This window comes from Kribbella sp. NPDC003505 (genome assembly GCF_040610875.1).
Taxonomy (GTDB): Bacteria; Actinomycetota; Actinomycetes; order Propionibacteriales; family Kribbellaceae; genus Kribbella.
This window is the reverse complement of record NZ_JBEXNA010000016.1, coordinates 46,844-70,128: the sequence shown is the minus strand read 5'-3', so window position 1 is coordinate 70,128 and position 23,285 is coordinate 46,844. Positions and strand designations below refer to the sequence as shown.

Sequence of the window (23,285 nt, the reverse complement as noted above, 5' to 3'; positions counted from 1 at the left end):
GTGATTCGGCTGCAGAAAGTGATCACCCGATAGCAGAGAGCAAATAAGTGGCGGCTCAGTTGATGATCATGGAAAGTCATTTGCGTGTATCACGCAAGCATGTATATGCTTGCAGCATGCAAGTAAACGACGCGTACATCCCGGAGACCCCCATCGAGGGCGTCATGCACGCGTTCACCCGGATCGGGCGCCGGCTGAAGGCCAAGCAGCCCGGCGACACCATCGACCACAGCGCTCACGTCGTGCTGTTCGCGCTGCGCTGCAACGGCGCCCTACGGCTGTCAGACCTCGCCGGGCGGCTGGAGCTCGACGCCTCCACCACGAGCCGGCACGTCCGGTCCCTGGAGCAGCTCGGCCTCGTCCGCCGCTCCCCCGACCCCGACGACGGCCGCGCGTTCCGCGTCGAGCTGACCGAGCAGGGCGTCGAGCAGTGGGAGGCCAGCGCCCGGCACCGGATGGAGCTGCTCAGCGCGGCGATGGAGGGCTGGTCCGAGGAGGACGTGCAGACCTTCGAGCGGCTGATGACCCGCTTCGCGGACGGCGTCGCCGCTCTCACCGAAGCACCCAGCAGCGGCGCCTGGGCCGACAAGGGCTGGGCCGCGGTCGCGCCGCGACTGGGCCGCCCCGCCCCGGCAGGGCGCCGTACCGAACAAGACTCCGCGGCCGACGGCCCGAGCACGGACAACACCGCCGTCCCCCGCGAGAACACCGACAACAACCTGGAGAGCACCAGATGAGCACCACAGAGCCCGCCACCGCCAGCGGCGCTGCACCAACCGACGGTGGTCCCAACTACCTGTCCCACAAGCAGATCCTGGTCGTCCTCGGCGGACTGATGGCGGGGATGTTCCTCGCCGCCCTGGACCAGAGCATCGTGGGCACGGCGCTGCCGCGGATCGTCAGCGAGTTCAACAGCCTGGACAAGCTGTCCTGGGTGGTCACGGCGTACCTGCTGACCTCGACCGCCTCCACCCCGCTGTGGGGAAAGATCTCCGACCTCTACGGCCGCCGCCCGCTGTTCATCGCGGCGATCCTCACGTTCCTCGCCGGCTCGGTGCTGTCCGCGATGTCGCAGAACATCGAGATGCTGATCGGCTTCCGCGCCGTCCAGGGCCTGGGCGCGGGCGGTCTGATGTCGCTCGCGTTCGCCACCATCGGCGACGTGATCCCGCCGCGCGAGCGCGGTAAGTACATGGGGTACTTCGGCGCCGTCTTCGGCCTGTCCTCGGTAGCCGGCCCGCTGCTCGGCGGCCTGCTCACCGACGGCCCGGGCTGGCGCTGGATCTTCTGGATCAACCTGCCGATCGGTCTGGTTGCCCTCGGCATCGTCAGCGCCGTCCTGAAGCTGCCGCACGTGAAGCGCTCGCACAAGATCGACTACCTGGGCGCCGCGACCGTGGCCGCCGCCGTCACCTCGCTGCTGCTGGCCGTGTCCTGGAGCGGCCCGTCCAACGGCTGGGGGACCGGAACCACGCTGGCCCTGCTCGCGGGCTCCGTCGTGCTGGCCATCGCGTTCGTGTTCATCGAGCTCCGGGTCGCCGAGCCGATCATCCCGATGGACCTGTTCAAGGGCCGGATCTTCTCCGGGTACGCCGGGTTCGCGTTCCTGCTCGGCTTCGCGATGTTCGGTGCGCTGATCTTCCTGCCGCTGTACCTGCAGGCGGTCAAGGACCTGTCGCCGACCCGCTCCGGCCTGGCGCTGCTGCCGATGATCGTCGGCATCTTCTCCGCGTCGATCCCGAGCGGCCAGCTGATGAGCAAGACCGGGCGGTACAAGATCTACCCGATCATCTCCGCGGTGATGGTCAGCGGCGCGATGGTGCTGCTGTCGACGCTGAGCCTGAGCACGCCGTACTGGCAGCTGGCGATCTACATGTTCGTGATGGGCGCCGGTCTGGGTCTGTCGATGCAGATCACCGTCACCGCCGCGCAGAACAGCGTGCCCCGGCAGCACATGGGCTCCGCGACCTCGACGATGACGTTCTTCCGCTCGATGGGCGGCGCGATCGGTACGGCGGTGTACGGCGCGGTCCTGACCAGCCGGCTGAAGGTGCACCTGACCGACCTGGTGCCGCAGGCCGCGCAGGGCATGGTCGACAAGCTGGCCGACGCGGCGAACAGCGTGCAGGCACTGCACCTGCTCCAGCAGCCGATGAAGGGCTGGGCGCTGCACGGTCTGGTCGACGCGATGGACGACGTGTTCCTGGTCTCGCTGCCGTTCCTGGCGATCGCACTGATCCTCGCGATCATCACGCCGGAGCAGCGGCTGGCCGGTCGCAACGACGGCCCCAAGCCCGAGGGCGAGGAGTCGTTGGAGTCCTCCGCGGCCGCCGCGATGCACTGACCGGCGCTTGACCGAACCGATACCGAACTTCGGTTGACCTACCCGACAGCCGCCCTGGGAAGCTTCCCAGGGCGGCTGTTCTCGTTCTGTCCGCGGACAGGGCGGGTGCAGGACGTCCGCCTGACCCCTCCGGGGACTTAGTTTCGACACGTACCGCAACCGACAGGGACTGCCGCACGGATGAAGACACTTGACCGGCCGCTGGACGACGACGACCGGGCGATGGCCGACATCGCCGAGGTCCGCGACTGGCGACGCCTCGGCGGCCCGCACGCGGGTGAGACCGGACCGCTGCCGGTCCGCCGCCTGATCCGCCGGGTGAAGTCGGGGACGAACTGGAAGCCGTGGCCGATCAACCGCAAGACGGTGATCGACGACCAACTCGACGGCTGGGGTTTCCTGACCCGCCGCAACACCGAGCTCGCGGTGTACGACGACCAGGTGCTGCCGCACAGCCCGTTCAGCGGCTGGGTCGCGTTCGCCCTCGAGCCGGCCGACGTCGACGCCGCGGCCGCCGGGCTCGACGAGCACTGGCCGGCGAAATTCGACCTCGCCTGCCGGCACTGGGGACAGCCGTCGTACGTCGGAATCGAGAGCAAGACGGGTTTCGAGGACGACTGGGCCCCCGGGGCCGGCACCGACCGCCGGCACCTGGCGGTCTGGACGCCGCCGGGCGCGCAGATCCACCTGTACAGCAACAAACCGACGCCGAAGTCGACGTCGGTCGGCATCAACTATGTGGTGTACCTCAACGAGGAGGGGTCATGACAGCACTCGACGAGCGCCGGGCCGCCCGGACCGCGCTCCGCGACCAGATGGCCAACGGCGACGTCGCGCCGGCCACCGGACCGCAGAGCAGCGTGTCCCAGGAGGCCCTGACCCGGATCTCGCGGCAGGTCGCCGCGATGAGTGGAAACGGCCCGTCAGGACTGTCCCCCGACCTCGCCAAGAGCGTTCAGGCAGCAACCCTCCCCCGGGTCGCGCCGGGGCAGACGCGGACCGCTGACCCCGGCGCTCGCGCCGAGTCCAGCACGTTCGAACGCGGCGCCAAGCCCGACCGCAACGGCCCCGCGCGCTAGTACCACGCCCCCCTCTGACTGACCCTTGCAGCGCCATACGGTGACTGCGCGAAGGCTTGAGCACCGACGGAAGGAACAAGCCCGGAAATGAAGACCATGGACAGGCCACTCGACGAGGACGAGGCGGCGTTCGCCGACTTCGCCGAGATCACCGACTGGCGTGCCATCGCGGGCCCGAACAACGACGACAGCGGCCCGGAGGTCGTCCGCGCGATCGTGCAGCGGGTCACCGCCGCCACCGATTGGAAGCCGTGGCCCCTCCAGCCGGGCGAGCAGATCGACCCGGTGCTGGCCTCCTGGGGTTTCACCACCAGGCGTAACACCACGATCGTGGTGTTCCCGGGCATGGCGTACGCCGACGTGCTGAACAGCGGATGGTGCGCGTACCAGCTCGGCCCGGACGACACCGCGGAGGCCGAGGCGGGCCTCGACGCGCACTGGCCGGAGCACGTGGCACTGGCCCGCAAGTACTTCGGTGAGCCGGTGTACGTGAGCGACGACAGCAACCCGAACTTCCTCGACGAATGGGGGCCGGGCGCGGGCGCGGACAAGCGCCACCTGGCCACCTGGATGCTCAACGGCGCACATCTGCGGCTGTTCAGCACCAAGCCCACCCGAGACCCACTGACCCCCGCGGTCGGTGTCAGCTACGCGATCTACATCGACTAGGAGACGCCATGACGACACCATCTGAAGGCCGCCCGGGCTGGGAGCAGGGCAGCTGGGGCCAGTCGATGGACTGGCTCAGCAACTTGTCGCAGGACGAGCAGCGGGCCCTGATCGACTACGTCGGGATGACACCGGAGCAGCGGGCGTTCGCGAACCAGGTCGCGAGCCTCGACGACCGCCAGCAGGCCAACCTGATGCGGGCGGCGAACTCGGACCCGCTGAAGACCCGGGTGCAGAACGCGACCCGGGCCGCTGTCGCCAGGGTGCATCTGGCCTACGACAACACCCGCGACCGGATCAGTGAGATGGCCACGTCGCTGGCCTCGCAGGCCCGGGGTTATCGCGACGTCGCGGTCCAGGGCGCACGTGACGCCCGCGACACGGTCGTGCAGGGCGCCCGGGATGCGCGCGACACCGTCGTACAGGGTGCGCGGGATGCCCGCGACACCGTCGTCCAAGGCGCGCGGAACACGCGGGACGCGGTGGTGCAGGGTGCTCAGAACGCCCGCGACTGGGCGGACGAGCAGGGCCAGCGGGCAGTCGGCGTGTATGAGGCCGGCCGGGACCGGGTCGTGGACGCCGCCCAGCGCGGTCAGGTCCGGCTCGACCAGACCTGGCAGGCGGGTGCCGACCGCCTCGGCGAGCTGCGCAACTCTGTCGTGCAGGGTGCCCGGGACACGCGGGACACCGTGGTGCAGGGCGCGCGTGACGGTCGCGACGCGGTCGTCGGCGCCGGACGGGACGCCGTTGCGGCCGGCCGGGACGCCGTGAACCGGGCGGGCCGGTGGGTGCAGGGCAAGTTCAACAACGCGATGCTGAAGGCCGAGAGCTCGCTGGCCAGCTACAACGCCGGCCGGTTCGACCCGGAGATGGGCGCGAACACGATCAGCGCCAAGGACCGCACGGAGATGGCGCAGAAGTTCAGTGCCGCGATGAACGCTCCGACCGCGGAAGCGCGCAACGAGATCCTCCAGGGCCTGGCCCAGACGTCTCAGGCTCAGCTCGATGCCCGCAACAGCGCGATGCACGCGCTGAGCGGCGTCGCGCCGGCGGGTCAGGCCGTGCCGGGCGGGCAGTCCGCGCAGGGACAGCAGCGGCCGGAGAACGGCACCGTCTCGCTGCAGAAGAACAACGGAGACAAGGGGATCGGCGGGCGCTGACACGGCACCGCACGACACCAAGACGCCGCCGGGCCTGGCTCGGCGGCGTCTTCGCTTGTTCGCACGGCAGACTGGGCCCATGAATCCGCTGCAGACCCGGATGGCCACCGTCGGCCTGCAAGCCCTCGCCGGCCGCGGATTCGTCCTCGCCGGCGGCTACGCCCTCCAGGCGCACGGCTACGGCCACCGCGAGTCCGACGACATCGACCTCTTCACCGACGACCTCGACCCGACGCATTTCACCGAGTCCGTCGAGCACTTGGTCAGCGCCTATCAGGCGGCCGGCCTGCGCACCGAGGTCACCAGGCAGGTCGCGACCTTCGCCCGGATCGTGGTGACCGACGTCGACGGGAGTACCGCCAAGGCAGACCTCGGGACGGACCATCGGCAGTTGCCTCCGGCTACGACCGGGATCGGTCCGGTGCTCGCCGAGCAGGACGCGATCGGGAGCAAGGTCGGCGCCCTCTACTCCCGGCTCGAGCCGCGCGACCTCATCGACGTACAGGCGGTGCTGGACAGTGGGCGGTACGACGGTGACGGCTTGCTCGCGCTCGCCGACCGGCGCGAGGTGATACCGCTGGACCGGGAGATGTTCGCCGGCCAACTGCGCGCCGGCGCCCGGCTGCCGGATTCGGGCTTTCTGCAGTACGGCGCGACGCCCGAAATGATCGCCCGCATCCGGGACACGGCACGGCGGTGGGCCGACCGGCTGAACCGGCCGTCAGGGAAGATGGACGCATGAACGAGCCGCGCTACACCCAGCCCGGGGACTCGTACGCCTCCCGGATCCCGTACGTCGTCCCCGAGTCGCTCGACCAGCTGACCGGGCCGCGTAGCGGAATCGTGGAACTGCCCGTCTCGATCGTCTGGGGCGCACAGCGGATCTTCGACCTCGGCAACGCCGACGACCGGCTGTCCCTTTACAAGACCGTGCTCAGCGAGGCCTCGACGATCGACCAGCTCACCAGCCTGGTGAACAAGGACCTGCTGATCGAGCTCTGGCCCCAGCTGCACCTACCGCGGTACTGCGTCCGCCGCTGGCACACGGCGTTCCCGCAGCTAGCCGAGATCGGCGCCGGCGGGATCTGGCAGTGATGGACGCCGACCACGCCCAGGTGGCCCGGATCGGGCTCGCCGCGACCCGCGACGACGGGTTCGCACTGGCCGGCGGGCAGGCCTTCAAGGAGCACGGGATCGGCATCCGGGAGCCGAACGACGTCGACCTGTTCACCGACCGGCAGACCGACTTCGACCAGACGATGAGCAAGTTTGAAACGGCGTACGGCGACGCGGGGTATCAGTTCGACCTAGTCGAGCGGTCCGGCGAGCACGCCAAGTTCACCGTGACCAAGGACGGCCGCAGCACCGAGGTGGACGTCGGCCGCGACTTCCGCAGCCGGCCGCCGGTCGAGACCGAGGTCGGGCCGATGCTGTCGGCCGAGGACTCGGTCGGCTCGAAGGTCGGGATGGTCTACGACCGTGTCGAGGCGAAGGCCTATATCGACCTCGAGGCCGCGGTCCAGTCCGGGCGGTACTCCCGCGACGACCTGCTGGCGCTCGGCGACGAGCGGGAGATCTCCGGGATGGACCGGGAGGGCTTCGCCTATCAGCTGGACCAGGCCCGGGGGATCCCGGACGCCAAGTACGCGGAGTACGGCTTGAACGCCGAGCAGACCGCGGCGCTCAAGCAGGACATGGGCAACTGGGCCGACCAGCTCCGGACCCGCGCGGAGAACCCGGACATGGACCGGGCGATGCGGCTCACCGAGACCGGGCAGTCCCGCGCCGGCTCCGGCCCCAGCAGCCTGACGCAGGGCGCGGCAGGCCGGACCGGGAAGTCGTTGAGCCAGGAGCGGTCGAAGGGCGAGCGGGGTAGTTAGTCGACGATCGGGGAGTCCTCGGTGGCTCCCTGGTGGTTGCGGCGTCTGGGGAGCGGTCTGGGGGGCTCGGGGTCGACGTCGTTGCCGGCCAGGTGGTTGACGATGGTGTTCAGGACGGCTGCGGTCGGGACCGCGACCAGGGCGCCGACGATGCCGGCGATGACCACGCCGGTGGCGATGGCGAGGATGACCGCCAACGGGTGGACGCTGACCGCGCGGCCGAGCAGGAACGGCTGCAGCACATGCGCCTCGAGCTGCTGGACGCCGATCACGACCGCGAGCATGATGATCGCGACGATGGGGCCCTTGGCAACCAGCGCGACGAGGACGGCGACGATCCCGCTGACCAGGGCGCCGACGACCGGGATGAACGCGCCGACGAACACCAGGATGCCGATCGCGCTCACCAGCGGCAGGCCGAGGATCGCGGCCCCGAGCGAGATCCCGATCGCGTCGACCGCGGCGACGATCACCGTGGCCCGGACGAACGCGGTCAGCGACACCCACGCCTTCCGACCGGACGAGTCGGCCTTGTCCCGGGCCCGGCGTGGGAACAGCCGGACCAGCCAGGACCAGATCTGTTCGCCCTGGTAGAGGAAGAAGAACAGGCAGAACAGCGAGATGAAGAGCCCGGCCACCACGTGCGTCGCCGTCGTACCGACCGCCGCCGCCTGCTGGCCGAGCGCGCCGCCGGACGTGATCTGTTCGCGGACCTGCTTGAACAGGTTGGTGATGTCGGCGTCGGTCAGACCGAAGTTGATCCGGGCCGTGTCGCGGATCTTCTGCACACCCTCGCCGACCTGGTTGGACAGGTCCTCGAACTGCCCGGCGATCTGGGTGCCGACCAGCGTCAGCAGGCCGGCGAGCACGATGATCGTCGCGATCACCGTGATCCCGGCCGACGGTCCGCGCGGCAGGCGAAGCTTCTGCAGGCCGGTGGTGACGGGCACCAGCAGCGCGGTGAGCAGGACGCCGACGGTCACCGGTACGACGACCTCGGACAGGTACCGCATCCCGTAGCCGATCACGCCGACGGCCGCCACGATCACCAGGAACCGCCAGGCCCAGGCGCTGGCGATCTCCATCGCCGGCGTCACGCCGTGATCCACCTTCTTCCGCGCCGCGGGCTCCGAAGGCATCGAGTGCGCCGCCGGCTCGGCGCTCGACGACTCCAGCACGTCGTTGTCCGCCACCGGACTCGACTCGTCACGGTCCTCGGCCCGGTCCCGCCCCGTCTCGCTCATCCCACCTCCGCAGGCTTGGTGATGACGAGACTAGTGCCCGGTGCGGCTCGTTCCATGAATGTGGGCGGCCAGGCCTTCGGCGGCCTTCGGGGCGTCGTCGGCGAGCAGGCCGACCGCGGCGAGCACGTAGTCGGTGTCGACGCACACCTCGGCGCGTTCCGGGACCAGCCAGCCCTCCGCCTGCGCGTTGGTCCCGATCGAGCCGAGGATCCGGGCCGCGACCTCGGGCGGGTTGTGCCGCAGGACTCCCCCGGACCCGACCAGCAGGTCCACCTCGCGCAGGTCCTTCCCGGACCGCTCGATGACGCGTCCGCCCGGCCCGAACACGATCCGCTGCCGTCCCGCGTGCCGGCGCAGCGCGACCGTCGCGGCGACGCTCGCCAGCGCCTCGTCGTACGACGCCTCCCGGTCACTACCCGGAAGGTACGACGGGTCCGCGCGCCGGCGCTCGGCGGCCGCCTGCAGCTCGCCGGGATCCGCGACCAGTCCCGCCTCGTCGCCGGCAGCGACCACCGGTACGGCGCTCCAGCGCATCCCGAGGTCGCCCTCGACGGTCCTGGTGACCGGATGCGTCGCGACCACCTCGCGGCCGAGGTTCGCGTCCTCGGGATCGAGCTCGATGACCGAGTGCACATCGGTGGTCGCGCCGCCGATGTCCACGACCGCCACGTCGCCGTGCAGCGCGGCGAGCACCTCGACACCGCGCAGTACGACGTCCGGCGTCGCGGCGCGCACCATCCGGGCGAACGACGGGTCCCGGGACAGGTTCTTCCCGCCGATCACGTGCGCGAGGAACATCTCCCGGATCGCGGCGCGGGCGCTGTCCGGCGCGAACACGCCGATCTCCGGTACGACGTTGTCCGCCAGCACATGCGGGACTTCCGCCGCGGTCAGTGTTTCCGTGATTTCCGCCTGGGCGTCGATGTTGCCCGCGACAACGACCGGTTTCCGCCAGCGGTACTTCGCCAGCGTCTCCGCGGCCTTGAGCAGGACGGCCGAGTTGCCGCCGTCGGTCCCGCCGAGCAGCAGCACGACGTCAGGGCGGTCCTTGCGCAGCTCCTTCTGACTCGTCGCGGTCAGCCCGCCGCTGAAGACCGCCACGACGCGCCCGCCGCTGGACAGCGCGACCCGCTTGCCCGCCTCCGCGGTGACGAGCTCCTCGTTGCCCACGACACCGATCCGCAGCCCGCCGCCCGCACTCGAACAGGCCAGCACCTCGGCGTGCCGGACGCCCCGGTCGGCTTCCTCGAGGACGGCGCGACAGGCGTGCCAGCCGTCCAGGACGTCGGTGTCGATCGTCGTCCGGTGCTCGGCCCGGGCGACGAGCTCGCCCGAGCCGGAGTCCACCGCGACCGCCTTCGTGAAGGTCGACCCGAAGTCGACCGCCACAACCAGACTCACGCCATTGCGCGATCGAGGTCGAGCAGCAGGTCGTCGATCGTCTCGATGCCGACGCTCAGCCGGATCAGATCCGCCGGGACCTCCAGCGGGGTGCCGGCGACCGAGGCGTGCGTCATCTTGCCGGGGTGCTCGATCAGGGACTCGACGCCGCCGAGCGACTCGCCGAGGGTGAAGACCTCGGCCTTGTTGCAGATGTCCAGGGCCTGCGCCTCGCCGCCGCCGACGCGGAAGCTGACGATCCCGCCGAACCGCTTCATCTGCTTGGCCGCGGTCTCGTGGCCGGCGTGCCCGTCCAGGCCCGGGTACAGCACCTGGGTGACGGACTGGTGCCGCTGCAGGAACTCGACGATCCGCTCGGCGTTGTCGCTGTGCCGGTCCATCCGGACGCCGAGCGTCTTGATGCCGCGCAGCACCAGCCACGAGTCGAACGGGCCGGCGACGGCGCCGATCGCATTCTGGTGGAAGGCGATCTTGTCCGCCAGCTCGGCGTCCCGCACGATCAGCGCGCCGCCGACCACGTCGGAGTGGCCGCCCATGTACTTCGTCGTCGAGTGCACGACCACGTCCGCGCCGAGCTCCAGCGGCTGCTGCAGGTACGGCGAGGCGAACGTGTTGTCGACGACCAGCAGCGCGCCGGCGTCGTGCGCGATCTGGGCGACGATCGCGATGTCCGCGACGTTCAGCAGCGGGTTCGTCGGGGTCTCCAGCCAGACGACCTTGGTCCTGCCGGGCTGGATCGCGGCCCGGATCGCCTCCGGGTGGGTGACCGCGGCGGGCGTCATCTCGACACCCCAGTTGCTCAGCACGCGGGAGAACAGCCGGAACGTGCCGCCGTACGCGTCGTCGGGGAACACCACGTGGTCGCCCGGCGCGCACACCGACCGGATCAGCGTGTCCTCGGCGGCCAGGCCGCTGGCGAACGCGAAGCCGCGGGTGCCGGCCTCGATCGCGGCCAGACACTCCTCGAGCGCCGTCCGGGTCGGGTTCGCCGAGCGCGAGTACTCGTAGCCGTTGCGCAGCCCGCCGACGCCGTCCTGCTTGTAGGTGCTGGTCGCGTAGATCGGCGGCACCACCGCACCGGTGGTCGGGTCGGGCTCGTTCCCGGCGTGGATGGCGAGCGTCTCGAAGCCGTAGTGGTGTTCCTTGTTCACCGGACCAGCGTACGGCCTGGTCTGCTGTGCTCCCGCACGCCGTCCGGGAGCCGGCCGATCGGGTGGATCCGAGTTGTCCACAGCTGCGTCGTACCGGCTGGCGAATGACCCATTGGGCCGCCTACGGTTGCGCACAGAAGTTCTACAGAGGGTTGCGGTCAGGAACCGGGCAGGAAGGACGTCGGGGCCGGATGAAGACGCAGGACAGGCCGCTCGACCAGGACGACCTGGCGATGGCGGATCTCGCCGAGATTCCGGACTGGACCGTGATCGCGGGTCCCGACGGCGACGAGGCCGGGCCGGAGGTCGTGCGCGCCCTGGTGCACCGGGTGATGGGTGAGACCGCCTGGGAGCCGTGGCCGCTGCAGGCCGGTGAGGTGATCGGCGCCGACATGGTCTCCTGGGGATTCACCACCCGCCGCGGCACCACCATGATCGTGTTCGACGGTCTGGCGTTCCCCGACTGCCCCGACAGCGGCTGGTCGGCGTACGAGATCGGTCCGGACGACATCGCGGCCGCCGAGTCCGGGCTGGACACGCACTGGCCGGACCACCTCGCGCTCGCCACCAAGCACTGGGGCGAGCCCGATTACGTCGGCGACGAGAGCAGCCCGACGTTCGCCGACGAGTGGGAGCCCGGCGCCGGCACCGGCCGCCGGCACCTGGCCGTCTGGCTGCGTCCAGGCGCCCAGATCCACCTGTACAGCACGAAGCCCAGCAAGGACCCGCTGACGACCTCGGTCGGCGTCAACTACGCCGTGTACATCGACTAGGAGCGCCGATGAGTGAGTCCTCGCAGGAAGGCGCCGGCGTTCGCGCCAGGTACTCCCGTTGGCGCGCCACGTCGCGGGGTCGCAAGACGCTGAAGGCGGCGTACGCGCAGGCGGCCCGCGACGTGAAGCGGATGGACCCGGCCGTCCGCGAGCGGATCGGTCGCGCGAACATGACGCAGTCCGACCTGCAGCAGTTGGCGAGCCTCCACGTCGAGGCACAGATGCGCCCGGATCGGTATGCCGGTGTCTCGGAGCGGCTCGGCCAGCGGGCGAGCGACCGGCTGCAGGCGGCGGGTCCCGCACCCAGACAACCCCGCGTGTCCAGGACCAGGAATCCGGTCCGCAGACTCGCCCGGCGGTACTCACGCTGGGGGCGGAACGAACGCCGGGGGACGAAGGCGCTCAAGGCCGCGCTGACGCAGGCGGCGAAGGACATCAAACGGACCGATCCGTCCGTGCTGCAGGCCATCGGCCGATCGACGCTGAACAGCGCGGACCTCGCGGCGCTGGCGTCGAGCCGGATGGACGAGGTGTTCCGGCCGGAGGGCCGCTTCCAGGGAGTGCCCGGGCAGCAGAACGGCGCCGGGCGGCAGGGGCAGGGCATCCAGTCCCGGGACGCGGTCCGGCAAACGCCTCAGCAGTCGGAGCAGGTCGCCCAGCGGATAGCGGCGCTGCAGCAGTCGATCCTCGAGAGCCAGCAGCAGATGCTCACGCTGATGGAGGAGAACAACCGCCTTCAGGCCGAGATGCGTCAACTGCTCGAGGCGCGCGTCCAGCAACTCCAGCAGGAGAACGCCGGCACGGACCCTGCCTTGGAGCCCGGTCGGGATCAGCAGCGGGAAGGCGTCAATCAGCTCGAGCCGGGCACCGGCCAGGACCTCGGCAAGCAGGGTCGGCCGCCCGACGACAACGTCCGCCTGGACAACCCCGTCATCCAGCCCGCCGAACGCCCAGCCGGCGAACTCGGCGAAGCCACCCCCGAGTCCGGCCAACGTCCGGCCGTCGGTGACCAGGCCGAGAACGGTGAGCGGCCGGGTGTCGGTGAGACCGGGGTCGGCGAGGGGACCGGGCCGGGGGTCGGGGACGGTGGCGAGCCGCAGGTGGCGCAGGCGCCGGCTGAGGACTGGACCTTGGCCTCCGAGACCCAGGGAGAGTGGCCCAGGACCGCGGGGGCCGCTGCGGCAGTCCGGGAGCAGGCCGGCGCCGACCCGAAGCAGCCCGCCCAAGCCGACCCCGCCCTCACCGCCCAGGCGGACCAGCCAGGCGTCGGCGGGCAGCAGCCGGGTACTAACCCGCGGCGGCGTGGGGTCGGCCAGGTTCCGCAGCAGCAAGGGTCCGCTGCCGGAGAGAATTCATCGGCAAAGCTGGACGCGAAGTTCGCCCAGGGGATCGCCTTCCGCGGAGACACCCCCCTCAACAGCGTGTCCCCCCAGCACACCGACAGGGCGGTCAGAGGAGGCACCGACGACGCCAACAGGCGCCAACGCACCACCCCCGGGACAGGCAAGAACACCCCATCCGGCAAAGACGGCCGCTAACCCCAACACGCGCGAACGCCGTACCCCCAGCACGTACAAATGTCCCACCCCAGGCACGCGCGAACGCCGTACCTGCAGCACGTACGAACGCCCCACTCCAGCACCTGCGAACGGCTCTCACCGCAGGACCTGAGAACGCTGTACCGCAGCACGTATGAACGGCATGCACACACGCGAAGGCCGCCCAAGCAGTGCCTGCGGACGGCGTCCGGCCCGGTGGTGTTCGCGGGGTGGGTTAGAAGTCGGCGAGTTCGAGTTCGGTCTCGACGGGGGTGCCTTCGGTGAGGTTTTCGGTGGTTCGGATGGGCTTCTTGACGGGGAGGACGTAGGTGCCGGACTTGGTCGGAAAGATCGACGTTTGCCAGCGGCTGGTGCCGACGGTCACGCTGACGCGCACCGAGCCGAAGCCTTTGCGTCGTCCGGCGGTCAGGGCCGCAATGTCGTCGCTGATCTCCTCGGGGACGGTGACGAAGTACCAGCTCCCCTCGCCGGGGTACTGCCACAGCGGCGCAGTGAAGTGATACCGCGGTGCAGTCATTCGGTGATCGGGGCGCCGCGGCGAGCCAGGATGGCGGAGGCGGCGTCCAGGAGGATGGCCCGGATCTCGGCGTCCGAGATCCCCAGGTCGAGCTCGGCCGACATCGCGGCGCCGATGGTCTCGACCGCGGCCGCGGCGCGCAGCCGGTCGGCGGGCGTTGGATCCGGCCCGGCGAGCCAGAGCTGGAAGCGCCGGGACTGCGCGATCAGGATGTCCAGGTCGTCCCCGAAAGCGGCGAGGACGGCCGCGATGTCGCGCATCAGCGTCGGCCCGGTCGAGCGGTGCGCGATGACCACGTCGACGTACGCCGCGAGCAGCTCACGCTCCTTCTCCGGTGACCACGGGAGGTCCTCGACCTGCCGCAGGACGGCGAACACGTCGTCGAGGAACGTGCCGACGATCGCCCGCAGGAGTTCCTGCTTCGACGAGTAGTGGTAGTACAGCGACGCCTTGGTGATCCCGACCTGCTCGGCGATCTCGCGCAGGCTCGTCTTGTCGTATCCCTGGGTCGAGAACAGGTCGACCGCGGCGCGGTGGATCGCCGTCTTCGTGTCGCGGGAACTCGTCGCGTGCTGCACGTCACCACCTTCTCACCTTCACTTGCCTACCGACCGGCAGGTAGTCTACCTACCGACCGGCAGGTAGACAGAAAGGTCTCGGGGTGTTCACCAGACTCGGACGCTTCGTCGTCCACAACCCGTGGAAGGTGATCGCCGCGTGGGTGGTCGCGGCGGTGGCCGTCATCGCGTTCGCGCCGACGCTCGCGGACGTCACCACCAAGGACCAGGCGGCGCTGCTGCCCGACAAGTACGAGTCGGTGCAGGCGCAGAAGCTGGCCGCCGACACGTTCGGCCAGACCAACGACGCGACCGCCAGCATCGTCGTCAAGCGCGGCGCCGGCGGCGAGCTGACCGCGGCCGACCAGGCCAAGGTCACCGAGCTCGCGGCCAGGATCAGCGCCGCCGAGATCGATCGGGTGACCGCGGCGGTCACCGGCCCGCAGGCGGTCTCGCCCAACAGGCAGGTGCAGATCGTCAGCATCGGGCTGAAGGGTGCGCCGGACGAGCAGGCGGTGCTCGACGCCGTCCAGAAGGTCCGGGACGTGACCGGGTCCGCGCTCACCGGCGCCGGCCTCGAGTACGGCGTGACCGGCGACGCGGCGCTGATGCTCGACAACCAGGACGCCTTCGAGAACGCCTTCATCGTGGTCGGCATCGCGACCGTCGTGCTGATCATCGGCCTGCTGCTGGTGATCTACCGCAGCCCGGTCGCCGCGTTCCTGCCGATCCTGACGGTCGGCCTGGTGTCGGCGATCGCGCCCGGCCTGATCGCGCTGGTCGCGAAGGCGACCGGCCTGCAGGTCACCCAGGACCTGCAGACGATCCTGACCGTCGTGCTGTACGGCGTCGGCACCGACTACATCCTGTTCCTGCTGTTCCGTTTCCGGGAGCGCCTCCGGGCCGGCGAGCAGCCGAAGCAAGCACTGGTGAACGCGGTCGCCCGGGTCGCCGAGGTGATCGTGTCGGCGGCGGGCGCGATCGTGGTCGCGTTCAGCGCACTGCTGCTCGCGGTGTTCGGCGGGTTCAAGAGCCTCGGCCCGGGGCTCGCCATCGCGGTCGCGGTGATGGCCTTCGCGGCGATCACGCTGGTCCCGGCGGTGGTCTCGCTGCTCGGCCCGAAGGTGTTCTGGCCGTCGAAGTCGTGGCAGAAGACTCCGAAGGGCGCGATGTTCAAGCGGCTCGGCACCTTCACCGCGCGCCGGCCGGCGGTGGTCGCGGCGATCTCCGGCGGTGTGATGGTCGTGCTCGCGCTCGGCTCGCTCGGCATGAAGGTCGACTACGACGCGTTCAGCCAACTGCCGGACGGCACCGAGTCGGCGCGCGCGATCAAAGACCTGCAGGCAGGGTTCCCGGCCGGCGCGCTGAACCCGACCAAGGTGTACGTGCGCAGCACCGACGGCAAGCCGCTCGACCCGGCCGCGCTCACGGCGTACGCCGGGAAGCTCGCGAAGGTCGACGGTGTCGGCGGGGTCCTTCCGGCTGCTGCGGACGGCAGCCCGGCCCTGCTGAGCAAGGACAAGACCGTTGCGCAGATCAACGTCGTCCTCGACGGCGCGCCGTACGCGAACAAGTCGCTGGACCTGGTCGACGGACCGCTACGGGACACCGCGCACGCCGAGGCGCCGGCCGGCACGACCACGCTGCTCGGCGGCGTGACCGCCGGGTACACCGACATCCGGGACGCCAACAGCCGGGACCTGTCGGTGATCTTCCCGGTCGCGGGCGGGCTGATCGCGGTCATCCTCGCCCTGCTGCTGCGGTCGCTGATCGCCCCGCTGATCCTGATGCTCGCGGTGGTGCTGAGCTTCTTCAGCTCGATCGGCGCGACCGTGTTCGTGTTCCAGGGCGCGGCCGGCCACGCGGGCGTCACGTTCTCGCTGCCGATCATGCTGTACCTGTTCGTCGTTGCCATCGGCACCGACTACAACATCCTGATGATCGCCCGGTTGCGTGAGGAGGCCGAGCGCGGCACCGATCCACGGACCGCGGCCGACCGCGCGATCGAGCACGGCGGCCCGTCGGTGGCAGCGGCCGGGCTGATCCTGGCCGGTACGTTCTCGTCGCTGATGCTGGCCGGTATGGCGCTGCTCACCGAGATGGGCTTCTCGGTCGCGGCCGGCATCGTGATCTCGGCGTTCGTGATGTCGAGCTTCCTGGTGCCGAGTGTGATCGCCCTGCTCGGCACCCGCGCCTGGTGGCCGCGCCGGCTGAAGGTCCGTCCCGCGGCGGAGGAGCGCGAACTGGAGCCGGTCGGCTGACACAGGCCCGCAGGCTGAGGGGTCCTGCGAGAGTGAACGGGTCCCGGACCACCTGGTCCGGGACCCGTTGCTTGTTCTACTGGTGCTTCAGGCGGACGGTGAAGATCGGCAGCAGGACGTGGACGAGCGGGCCGATCGAGAGGGCGTAGACGACGGTGCCGACGCCGATCGAGCCGCCGAGCAGGAATCCGGTCGCGAGGACGGTCAGCTCGAGCGTGGTCCGGACCAGGCGGACGCTCAGACCGGTACGGCGTACCAGGCCGGTCATCAGGCCGTCGCGCGGACCGGGGCCGAACTGGGCGCCGATGTAGAGCGCACCGGCCAGGGCGTTGAGGACGACGCCGGACAGCATGAACACGATCCGCAGCCACAGCGCGTCCGGGCGGTCGACCGTGGCCAGGGTCAGGTCGGTCACCAGGCCGATCACGATCGCGTTGCTGATCGTGCCGAGGCCGGGCCACTGCCGCAGCGGGATCCACGCGAGCAGGACGACGAAGCTGATCGCGATCACCACGGTCCCGAAGCTGAGCGGGACGTGCTTGGTGATGCCGGAGTGGAACACGTCCCACGGGTCCAGTCCGAGATTGCCCTGGATCATCAGGCCCATCGAGGCGCCGTACAGGGCCAGTCCGACGTACAGCTGCACGAGGCGGCGCGGGAGGTGGCCTGCCTTCAGCTGCTGGATCGGGTTGATGGGCGCGAGTTGGCGCGGCGGGGCGTCGGAGGTGGCGGTCACGATGTCCAGTGTCCGGAGTAAGTGGCCTGGTGTTCGATAGCCAATTGCGCGATAGTGGACTGCATGCAAGCGCGTTATCTCCCCGCCAGCACGTTGACCGGCCTGCTCGGCGAATGGGCCGACGGGACCGGTCCGGCGTACCGGGTCCTGGCCGAGCGGCTGCGGCTGCTGATCGCCGACGGGCGGATCATGCCCGGGTCGCGGCTGCCGAGCGAGCGCGAACTGACCGAGTCGCTGGGCGTCAGCCGGACGACGGTCGCGTCTGCTTATCGCGAGCTCCGGGACAGCGGATACCTGACCAGCCGGCGCGGTTCGGGCAGCGTGACCGCGCTGCCGTCGAGGGTCGAGCCGGAGCTCGGGCGGCACCACGCGCCGGGGATCGACACCGACGGGCTGGTCGACTTCACCTGCGCGGCACCGGCCGCCGTGCCGGGGATCAGTACGGCGGTGGAGTCCGCGGCTCGTGAGTTGCCGCTGCATCTGGCCACACCCGGATACCACCCGCAGGGCCTGCCGGTGCTGCGGGCCGAGATCGCCGCGGCGTACCGCGAACGCGGGCTGCCGACGACCGCGGACCAGATCGTCGTCACGGCCGGTGCGCTCGCGGCGACGTCGATCGCGGTGCGGGCGATCACCCAGATCGGCGACCGGGTCCTCACCGAGAGCCCGACGCACCCGAACTCGGTGGACGCGATCCGGCGCAGCGGCTGCCGCGTGGTCGCCGTACCGACGTCGCCCGGCGGCTGGGACCTGCCTTTGCTGGAGGCAACCATTCGGCAGACGGCGCCGCGGGCGGCGTGGATGGTCGTCGACTTCCAGAATCCGACCGGTTTCCTGATGCCGGCCGCGGACCGGCAGCGGCTGGCGCGGGCGTTCGCCCGCTCACGCACGACGGCGATCGTGGACGAGACGTTGTTCGAGCTGTCGCTGGACGGGCAGGAGATGCCGCCGCCGTTCGCGTCCTACGACCCGGACGGCGTGATCACGGTCGGCTCGGTGAGCAAGTCGTTCTGGGGCGGGCTGCGGATCGGGTGGATGCGGGTGCCGGAGGCGCTGGTCGCGCGGGTGCTGGACGCCCGCGCGTCGATGGACCTCGGCGCGCCGGTGCTGGAGCAGTTGGTCGTCGCCGACCTCCTGCGGCGCCGCTCGACGCTGTTGCCCGAGCGCCGGGCCACGCTGGCGCGGCGGCGGGACGCGCTGGCCGCCGCGGTCTCCGCCGAGCTGCCGTCCTGGAAGTTTCGTCTGCCCGGCGGCGGATTGTCGTTGTGGTGCGAGCTGCCGGAGCCGGTCGGATCGAGCCTGGTCGGCGTCGCCCAGCGCAACGGCGCGCTGCTGGTCGCCGGATCCCGCTTCTCCCCCGACGGCGGCCTCGAGTCCTTCATCCGCCTCCCGTTCACCCTGGACGAGGACGCCCTGCGCGAGGGCGTACGCCGGTTGGCCGCGTCGTACGACTCGCTGACCACCGCCCCGGCCCGCCGGACCGGGGTGATGATCGCCTGAGGCGGACGCCCATCACCCACCAACCTCCCGCCCGGGAGCCGCGACACGCTCAGGTCCGGTGTCCGGACGCTCTCCGACACCGGTTGATGAGTGATGCAGATCCGCCCCGGCACGTCATCGTGCCGTAAGGGGTGCGGGGAAGGTTCGCCTTACCGGGAGCGTTGGGAGACTATGAGAGTCACTCTGCGAGAGGCGTGAGAATGTCGTTCTTCACCCGCAACACCGCCATGGTCGAGCCGGAGGCCGCGCTGCCGGGCCGACCCACCCCGGGCTTCGCCGTACCGGACGAGAACATCGTCCTGCACACGCCGCAGACCGCCGCCGCGCCCGAGGGGTTCGAGGAGGTCTGGTTCGGCACCGGATGCTTCTGGGGCACCGAGGAGATCTTCTGGCAGCAGCCGGGCGTCTACACCACCGCCGTCGGGTACGCGGGCGGTTACACCCCGAACCCGACGTACGAAGAGGTCTGCACCGGCCGCACCGGCCAGACTGAGGCGGTGCGGGTCGTCTACGACCCCACCAAGACCACCTTCACCGACTTGCTGAAGGTGTTCTGGGAGACCCACGACCCGACACAGGGCATGCGCCAGGGCAACGACCTCGGTTCGCAGTACCGCTCCGCGATCTACTACACCACCGACGCCCAGCGCGCCGAGGCCGAGCGCACCCGCGACCTCTACGCCCCGGTCATCAAGCCCCTCGGCTACGGCGACATCACCACCGAGATCGCCCCCGCGCAGACCTTCTACTACGCGGAGGGCTACCACCAGCAGTACCTCCACAAGAACCCGAACGGCTACCGCTGCCACAGCAACACCGGCGCGCCGTTCCCGGCTGACGCCTAGGTAGTACGACAGGGGAGCGTCCTGATGGTCGCTCCCCTGTCGCTTGCTGTCGCTGATTTGCTCAGCTGCGCCGCTCTGCGGGAAGCCGGTCCAGCGGATGGTGGCGGAGTCCGCTCGCCTCTGCGGCGCACACGCCGTGGACGTCATCTCTCGGAGAGTCGCCCGTTCAAGCTCTGAGCGAGGGAGGGCCAGAATCGCTGTGCCCACTCGAGCCAGCTGTCATCTCCGGGCGGCGGAGAGGGCAGAAACGAACCGGAAAGCTCGTCTGCGCCAGGTACCTCGAACTGCTCTCTCCAGGGGTCGAGCTCCACCTCGGCCATCGGGAATGTCTGCTCTGGCGTGTGTTTCCAGCGGTTCTGAATTCGGCTCCACTGCACCTCGCGCTCCACAGGCAGGTACACGATCTCACACAACGCTCCCACTGAAGCGGCCATCCAGCGCAGGGCGGAGCGCTCATCACGCGACCAGAGTCCGAAGTCAAGAACGACACTCACCCGCAGGCGCAGGACGTCGATGGCCAGTGCGACCAGTCGACCCTCCAGCAGCCACCGTTTGCCCCCGGGCTCTTGGTGACGGTCTTCTTGGCCGAAGAGGGTGAGCGCCCAGTCGTCGGGGGTGAGCTGCAGGGCTCCGCGCTCTGCCGCCAACTCCCGCGCTCGAACGGTCTTCCCGGACCCGGGAAGGCCCACCATCAAGAACAGGGTGGGCGCCTGCCCGGCCTGTGTGTCTCTCACAGTCACGTGCATGTGGTCCATGGTGCGCGGCGGGCGAGATGGATGTGGATCTGGGCGTCGAGTTCGACAGTTTCGGGGAGGGCCTGGAGGGTGCGGCGGAAGACCTCGTCACGGTCGGCGGGGTCCAGCATCACGTATGCCGAGACGGTCGAGAGTTGTCCGACGTAGTCCTCGGCGCTGATCGTCAGAGGGCGTTCGATGATCGCCTGCCGGACATCGGTGAACCACTCGGTCTGCTGCAGTTCCGTGCCGGGCCATTGCATCGGGCGCTCCGCGGGGGTGCCGTCGGGCGACGGGACGCCGTCGTCGTCGAGGTACGGCGCGCGGGCCGCGCGGGCGACCTCCCTCAGGTCCGGATCGGCGAGCTGGATCGGCACGCCGAACGAGGTGAACACGCCACCCGGCCGGACGAGTGCGGCCATCCGGTCCCACCGGCCTTCGGGGTTCGTCCAATGCAGCGCCGCGGCCGCATAGACCAGGTCGTACGACGAATCCAGCGGCAGGTCCTCGAAGGCGGCCTGCAGAGTGGTGACCTCAGCCGGCACGTGTTTGCGCAACTCCGCGAGCATGGCCGCGTCCGGCTCGGTTGCCGTGACCGCGATCCCGCCCTGCGCGAACAGCCGTGTCGCCTTGCCGGTCCCGGCGCCGATCTCAAGCGCAGTCCCGACCGGCTCACCGGCGTACGCGGTGACCAGCTCGAGGAGCTCCACCGGGTACCCGGGCCGGTACCGCTCGTACGCCTCCGCCACCGACCCGAAACTCAACGCCCGCGCAACCATGCGGGCATCCTGACACCTTCCTGGCTATCCGCGCCCCTCATTTCCTCGCCGAAGCTTCCGCGGCTGTGCTGCGTGTAGTCCCGTAAGGTTGGCCGGTGCGCATCTTTCGCCGCCCGGTCGACCCCACCGAAGTCGTACTTCGGCGCCTGTCCAAGAGCCTGCGGTGGTTCCGGCCGTCCCTCGCCGATGCCCCACGCCATCCGATCAGCTCGGGCATCTCGCCCAGCATCGGCTGTGTCCGGCGATAGATCGGGGTGACGCAGCTCCGGTGGCCACGGCTCTGGCCATCGCCGAGGAGGCTCTGGCGGGCGCCGCTCTCGATCGCGAGCCGGGCGGCGAGCTCGACCGGTTGCTGACGCTTGACCTGATCGAAGTGGTGAGCGACTGGAGCTCCTGGCCTGAGACACCGGCGCAGGTGGTGGCGACGATCGAGGCCGGTATGGGGCCGATGACCCGCGCGCGGTGGAACTCCGTCCGGGAGCAGGGTGTCGCCGTGGCCGACTGGATCCGCACCTACGACGCGGCCGACCGGACCGGTGAACCGGCGGCGTACCGGGAGATCACGAACGCCGATCTCCGATTCCTTGTCCGGTCGACCCGGCAGTACATCGACGAGACGATGGCCGTCGGTACTGCCGACCGTCTGCGGTTCGAGAAAGCCACCGGACAGGGCGTGTAACGGTATCTCAGCGGAAGCCCGGGATGCGTTCTCGCACCAGCTTGCCGCGGAGACGACTTATCCGGGTGACTTGCCGGCGTCCAGTTGCTGGGCGAGGTACTGCTGTACGCCGATCCGTTCGATGGCGTCGAGCTGGGATTCGAACCAGTCGACGTGGCGTTCCTCGTCGCGGACCATTTCCTCGAAGACGGCGGCGGTGCCGTGGTCGTCGAGGTCATGGCATTCCTTCGCGGACGCGTTGAACTGGGCCACTGCGGCCAGCTCGCCCTCGAGGCCGAGGCGGAGCATCTCCTGGGCGTCCTCGCCGACCGTGACCGCGCCGAGCTTCTGCAGGTTCGGGTGACCGTCGAACAGCAGGATGCGGTTGATCAGCTCGTCGGCGTCCTTCATCTCGTCGATGGACAGGTCGTAGAAGGTCTTGCCGAGCCGGCCGAAGCCCCAGTTGTCGAGCATCCTGGCTTCCAGGAAATACCCGTTGATGACGGTCAGCTCAAGGGTCAGCGCCGCGTTGAGGAGCTCGACGACGCGTGGGTTAACCGGTTGCACCTGCCACCTCCGTGAACGGAGTTGCCGAGACCGACCTCCCATGCTGGCACAACAGGCGCTTCACAGAGAAGACGCAGCCTCCACAGTTCCGCCCCGCCCCGGTCGCCCCGCACACCTGCGCGAGCGTCCGGGCCCCGGCGTCGATGCTCTCGACGACGTCCCGGTCGCTGACGACCTCACAGTGGCAGACGATCACAGAGGTGAGGCTACCCTAACCATCAACTCCCACCATCATCGTGTCCACGAATGAGACACCATGGGCCGGTGTCGATGAGTGCGAGTCATGAGTTGGTTCCTGGGGCGTGGACCGCGCGGGCGGGGCGGGTGGTGTTGCTCAACGGGACCTCGAGTTCGGGGAAATCGAGTATCGCGAAGGAGCTGCTCGCGACCCTGGACGGCGCCTGGTACCACCTGGCGATCGACCAGTTCCATCGGATCCGGTCGCGCGGGGACTGGACCGAGGAAGAGTTCCTGCCGGTGTTCCAGCGGACCGTGCTGGGCTTCCACCGGGCGGTCGCCGGAATAGCGGCGGCCGGGAACGACGTGATCGTGGACCACATCCTCGGCGAGCGCTGGCGGTTCGAGGACTGCCTCACGGTGTTCGACGGGTTGCCGGTGCTGTTCGTGGGCGTCCGCTGCTCGCTGCCGGAGCTCGAACGGCGGGAACGCGAGCGCGGGAACCGGACGATCGGACGTGCCGCCCTCCAGTTCCCGCTCGTCCACGCGCACGGCGGGTACGACGTGGAGGTCGACTCCGAGCGGCACACGCCGGCCGAGTGCGCCGGACGGATCCGCGATCGCCTGGACCAGGCTCCGCCGACCGCCTTCGAGAAGCTCCGGCAGGTGCCCCGGTAGCCCGGGGCACCCCGTG

26 protein-coding genes are annotated in these 23,285 nt (G+C 70.0%); 16 read left to right on the top strand and 10 right to left on the bottom strand.

Going from position 1 to position 23,285, the window contains the following annotated elements; translation table 11 throughout:
* Positions 1–116 precede the first annotated feature (116 nt).
* The 9 genes from ABZX12_RS38575 to ABZX12_RS38535 all read left to right on the top strand — a co-directional run bounded on the left by ABZX12_RS38575 (position 117) and on the right by ABZX12_RS38535 (position 7,132).
* The gene (locus ABZX12_RS38575) at positions 117–737 is read left to right on the top strand and encodes a MarR family transcriptional regulator (RefSeq protein ID WP_355700418.1); all 621 of its coding nucleotides are present in this window, start codon (positions 117–119) and stop codon (positions 735–737) included.
* Positions 734–2,344: an MDR family MFS transporter gene (locus tag ABZX12_RS38570; protein ID WP_355700417.1), complete on the top strand. Its 1,611-nt coding sequence runs from the start codon at positions 734–736 to the stop codon at positions 2,342–2,344. The genes ABZX12_RS38575 and ABZX12_RS38570 overlap by 4 nt, the downstream gene beginning before the upstream one ends.
* Positions 2,345–2,524: 180 nt before the next feature.
* The gene (locus tag ABZX12_RS38565) at positions 2,525–3,112 is read left to right on the top strand and encodes a hypothetical protein (protein ID WP_355700416.1); all 588 of its coding nucleotides are present in this window, start codon (positions 2,525–2,527) and stop codon (positions 3,110–3,112) included.
* A complete protein-coding gene (locus ABZX12_RS38560; RefSeq protein ID WP_355700415.1) occupies positions 3,109–3,423 on the top strand; it encodes a hypothetical protein in 315 nt (104 codons plus the stop codon). Before ABZX12_RS38565 ends, ABZX12_RS38560 begins: the two co-directional genes overlap by 4 nt.
* An 87-nt stretch (positions 3,424–3,510) precedes the next feature.
* Entirely contained in the window at positions 3,511–4,092 is a 582-nt protein-coding gene (locus ABZX12_RS38555; protein ID WP_355700414.1) for a hypothetical protein, read from the top strand.
* Between the two features lie 8 nt (positions 4,093–4,100).
* On the top strand, positions 4,101–5,252 hold the full coding sequence (locus ABZX12_RS38550) for a hypothetical protein (RefSeq protein ID WP_355700413.1): 1,152 nt from the start codon (positions 4,101–4,103) through the stop codon (positions 5,250–5,252).
* 79 nt (positions 5,253–5,331) lie between these two features.
* Complete coding sequence (locus ABZX12_RS38545; protein ID WP_355700412.1) at positions 5,332–5,994, top strand: nucleotidyl transferase AbiEii/AbiGii toxin family protein; 663 nt, start codon at positions 5,332–5,334, stop codon at positions 5,992–5,994.
* A complete protein-coding gene (locus ABZX12_RS38540) occupies positions 5,991–6,347 on the top strand; it encodes a transcriptional regulator (RefSeq protein WP_355700411.1) in 357 nt (118 codons plus the stop codon). The genes ABZX12_RS38545 and ABZX12_RS38540 overlap by 4 nt, the downstream gene beginning before the upstream one ends.
* Positions 6,347–7,132: a hypothetical protein gene (locus tag ABZX12_RS38535; RefSeq protein ID WP_355700410.1), complete on the top strand. Its 786-nt coding sequence runs from the start codon at positions 6,347–6,349 to the stop codon at positions 7,130–7,132. Before ABZX12_RS38540 ends, ABZX12_RS38535 begins: the two co-directional genes overlap by 1 nt.
* Here ABZX12_RS38535 and ABZX12_RS38530 read toward each other — a convergent pair.
* From ABZX12_RS38530 to ABZX12_RS38520, 3 genes are read right to left on the bottom strand one after another with little or no spacing between them, the layout of a single operon-like run.
* Positions 7,129–8,376: an AI-2E family transporter gene (locus ABZX12_RS38530; protein WP_355700409.1), complete on the bottom strand. Its 1,248-nt coding sequence runs from the start codon at positions 8,374–8,376 to the stop codon at positions 7,129–7,131. The genes ABZX12_RS38535 and ABZX12_RS38530 overlap by 4 nt on opposite strands.
* 30 nt (positions 8,377–8,406) lie before the next feature.
* On the bottom strand, positions 8,407–9,777 hold the full coding sequence (locus ABZX12_RS38525; protein ID WP_355700408.1) for a glutamate mutase L: 1,371 nt from the start codon (positions 9,775–9,777) through the stop codon (positions 8,407–8,409).
* Positions 9,774–10,928 (bottom strand): cystathionine gamma-synthase, encoded by a 1,155-nt coding sequence (locus ABZX12_RS38520; protein ID WP_355700407.1) that lies wholly within the window; start codon positions 10,926–10,928, stop codon positions 9,774–9,776. Before ABZX12_RS38520 ends, ABZX12_RS38525 begins: the two co-directional genes overlap by 4 nt.
* Before the next feature lie 191 nt (positions 10,929–11,119).
* Here ABZX12_RS38520 and ABZX12_RS38515 point away from each other — a divergent pair, with 191 nt between their 5' ends.
* A complete protein-coding gene (locus ABZX12_RS38515; protein WP_355700406.1) occupies positions 11,120–11,701 on the top strand; it encodes a hypothetical protein in 582 nt (193 codons plus the stop codon).
* A gap of 8 nt (positions 11,702–11,709) precedes the next feature.
* Positions 11,710–13,239, top strand: a complete 1,530-nt coding sequence (locus ABZX12_RS38510; RefSeq protein WP_355700405.1) for a hypothetical protein — start codon at positions 11,710–11,712, stop codon at positions 13,237–13,239.
* Positions 13,240–13,474: 235 nt separating this feature from the next.
* Here the strand turns inward: ABZX12_RS38510 and ABZX12_RS38505 are convergent, their stop codons facing one another.
* On the bottom strand, positions 13,475–13,777 hold the full coding sequence (locus ABZX12_RS38505; protein WP_355700404.1) for a DUF1905 domain-containing protein: 303 nt from the start codon (positions 13,775–13,777) through the stop codon (positions 13,475–13,477).
* Entirely contained in the window at positions 13,774–14,355 is a 582-nt protein-coding gene (locus ABZX12_RS38500) for a helix-turn-helix domain-containing protein (protein ID WP_355700403.1), read from the bottom strand. Before ABZX12_RS38500 ends, ABZX12_RS38505 begins: the two co-directional genes overlap by 4 nt.
* 83 nt (positions 14,356–14,438) lie before the next feature.
* Between ABZX12_RS38500 and ABZX12_RS38495 the strand changes: the two genes are divergently transcribed.
* Positions 14,439–16,595, top strand: a complete 2,157-nt coding sequence (locus ABZX12_RS38495; RefSeq protein ID WP_355700402.1) for an MMPL family transporter — start codon at positions 14,439–14,441, stop codon at positions 16,593–16,595.
* Between the two features lie 76 nt (positions 16,596–16,671).
* Here the strand turns inward: ABZX12_RS38495 and ABZX12_RS38490 are convergent, their stop codons facing one another.
* Positions 16,672–17,331 carry a hypothetical protein gene (locus tag ABZX12_RS38490; protein ID WP_355700401.1) on the bottom strand — a complete coding sequence of 220 codons (660 nt, stop codon included), beginning with the start codon at positions 17,329–17,331 and terminating at the stop codon, positions 16,672–16,674.
* Positions 17,332–17,394: 63 nt separating this feature from the next.
* Between ABZX12_RS38490 and ABZX12_RS38485 the strand changes: the two genes are divergently transcribed.
* Both ABZX12_RS38485 and msrA read left to right on the top strand, forming a co-directional pair.
* Positions 17,395–18,831: a PLP-dependent aminotransferase family protein gene (locus ABZX12_RS38485; RefSeq protein ID WP_355700400.1), complete on the top strand. Its 1,437-nt coding sequence runs from the start codon at positions 17,395–17,397 to the stop codon at positions 18,829–18,831.
* A 200-nt stretch (positions 18,832–19,031) separates the two neighbouring features.
* The gene (gene msrA / locus ABZX12_RS38480) at positions 19,032–19,676 is read left to right on the top strand and encodes a peptide-methionine (S)-S-oxide reductase MsrA (protein WP_355700399.1); all 645 of its coding nucleotides are present in this window, start codon (positions 19,032–19,034) and stop codon (positions 19,674–19,676) included.
* Between the two features lie 143 nt (positions 19,677–19,819).
* Here the strand turns inward: msrA and ABZX12_RS38475 are convergent, their stop codons facing one another.
* Together ABZX12_RS38475 and ABZX12_RS38470 are read right to left on the bottom strand one after the other, a co-directional pair.
* Positions 19,820–20,422 (bottom strand): ATP-binding protein, encoded by a 603-nt coding sequence (locus tag ABZX12_RS38475; RefSeq protein ID WP_355700398.1) that lies wholly within the window; start codon positions 20,420–20,422, stop codon positions 19,820–19,822.
* On the bottom strand, positions 20,413–21,189 hold the full coding sequence (locus tag ABZX12_RS38470; RefSeq protein ID WP_355700397.1) for a class I SAM-dependent methyltransferase: 777 nt from the start codon (positions 21,187–21,189) through the stop codon (positions 20,413–20,415). The genes ABZX12_RS38475 and ABZX12_RS38470 overlap by 10 nt, the downstream gene beginning before the upstream one ends.
* 268 nt (positions 21,190–21,457) lie before the next feature.
* On the opposite strand from ABZX12_RS38470, the gene ABZX12_RS38465 reads away from it, so the two are divergent.
* Positions 21,458–21,868: a hypothetical protein gene (locus ABZX12_RS38465; protein WP_355700396.1), complete on the top strand. Its 411-nt coding sequence runs from the start codon at positions 21,458–21,460 to the stop codon at positions 21,866–21,868.
* Positions 21,869–21,925: 57 nt separating this feature from the next.
* On the opposite strand, the gene bfr is transcribed toward ABZX12_RS38465, so the two are convergent.
* Positions 21,926–22,414, bottom strand: a complete 489-nt coding sequence (bfr, locus tag ABZX12_RS38460; protein ID WP_355700395.1) for a bacterioferritin — start codon at positions 22,412–22,414, stop codon at positions 21,926–21,928.
* Positions 22,401–22,610, bottom strand: a complete 210-nt coding sequence (locus tag ABZX12_RS38455) for a (2Fe-2S)-binding protein (RefSeq protein WP_355477059.1) — start codon at positions 22,608–22,610, stop codon at positions 22,401–22,403. Before ABZX12_RS38455 ends, bfr begins: the two co-directional genes overlap by 14 nt.
* Positions 22,611–22,684: 74 nt before the next feature.
* Here ABZX12_RS38455 and ABZX12_RS38450 point away from each other — a divergent pair, with 74 nt between their 5' ends.
* On the top strand, positions 22,685–23,269 hold the full coding sequence (locus ABZX12_RS38450; RefSeq protein ID WP_355700516.1) for an AAA family ATPase: 585 nt from the start codon (positions 22,685–22,687) through the stop codon (positions 23,267–23,269).
* Positions 23,270–23,285 lie beyond the last annotated feature (16 nt).

Coding starts and splice junctions, on each gene's coding strand:
- ABZX12_RS38575 (WP_355700418.1), top strand. CDS start 117: ATGCAAGTAAACGACGCGTACATCCCGGAGACCCCCATCGAGGGCGTC.
- ABZX12_RS38570 (WP_355700417.1), top strand. CDS start 734: ATGAGCACCACAGAGCCCGCCACCGCCAGCGGCGCTGCACCAACCGAC.
- ABZX12_RS38565 (WP_355700416.1), top strand. CDS start 2,525: ATGAAGACACTTGACCGGCCGCTGGACGACGACGACCGGGCGATGGCC.
- ABZX12_RS38560 (WP_355700415.1), top strand. CDS start 3,109: ATGACAGCACTCGACGAGCGCCGGGCCGCCCGGACCGCGCTCCGCGAC.
- ABZX12_RS38555 (WP_355700414.1), top strand. CDS start 3,511: ATGAAGACCATGGACAGGCCACTCGACGAGGACGAGGCGGCGTTCGCC.
- ABZX12_RS38550 (WP_355700413.1), top strand. CDS start 4,101: ATGACGACACCATCTGAAGGCCGCCCGGGCTGGGAGCAGGGCAGCTGG.
- ABZX12_RS38545 (WP_355700412.1), top strand. CDS start 5,332: ATGAATCCGCTGCAGACCCGGATGGCCACCGTCGGCCTGCAAGCCCTC.
- ABZX12_RS38540 (WP_355700411.1), top strand. CDS start 5,991: ATGAACGAGCCGCGCTACACCCAGCCCGGGGACTCGTACGCCTCCCGG.
- ABZX12_RS38535 (WP_355700410.1), top strand. CDS start 6,347: ATGGACGCCGACCACGCCCAGGTGGCCCGGATCGGGCTCGCCGCGACC.
- ABZX12_RS38530 (WP_355700409.1), bottom strand. CDS start 8,376: ATGAGCGAGACGGGGCGGGACCGGGCCGAGGACCGTGACGAGTCGAGT.
- ABZX12_RS38515 (WP_355700406.1), top strand. CDS start 11,120: ATGAAGACGCAGGACAGGCCGCTCGACCAGGACGACCTGGCGATGGCG.
- ABZX12_RS38510 (WP_355700405.1), top strand. CDS start 11,710: ATGAGTGAGTCCTCGCAGGAAGGCGCCGGCGTTCGCGCCAGGTACTCC.
- ABZX12_RS38505 (WP_355700404.1), bottom strand. CDS start 13,777: ATGACTGCACCGCGGTATCACTTCACTGCGCCGCTGTGGCAGTACCCC.
- ABZX12_RS38485 (WP_355700400.1), top strand. CDS start 17,395: ATGCAAGCGCGTTATCTCCCCGCCAGCACGTTGACCGGCCTGCTCGGC.
- msrA (WP_355700399.1), top strand. CDS start 19,032: ATGTCGTTCTTCACCCGCAACACCGCCATGGTCGAGCCGGAGGCCGCG.
- ABZX12_RS38475 (WP_355700398.1), bottom strand. CDS start 20,422: ATGCACGTGACTGTGAGAGACACACAGGCCGGGCAGGCGCCCACCCTG.
- ABZX12_RS38470 (WP_355700397.1), bottom strand. CDS start 21,189: ATGGTTGCGCGGGCGTTGAGTTTCGGGTCGGTGGCGGAGGCGTACGAG.
- ABZX12_RS38450 (WP_355700516.1), top strand. CDS start 22,685: ATGAGTGCGAGTCATGAGTTGGTTCCTGGGGCGTGGACCGCGCGGGCG.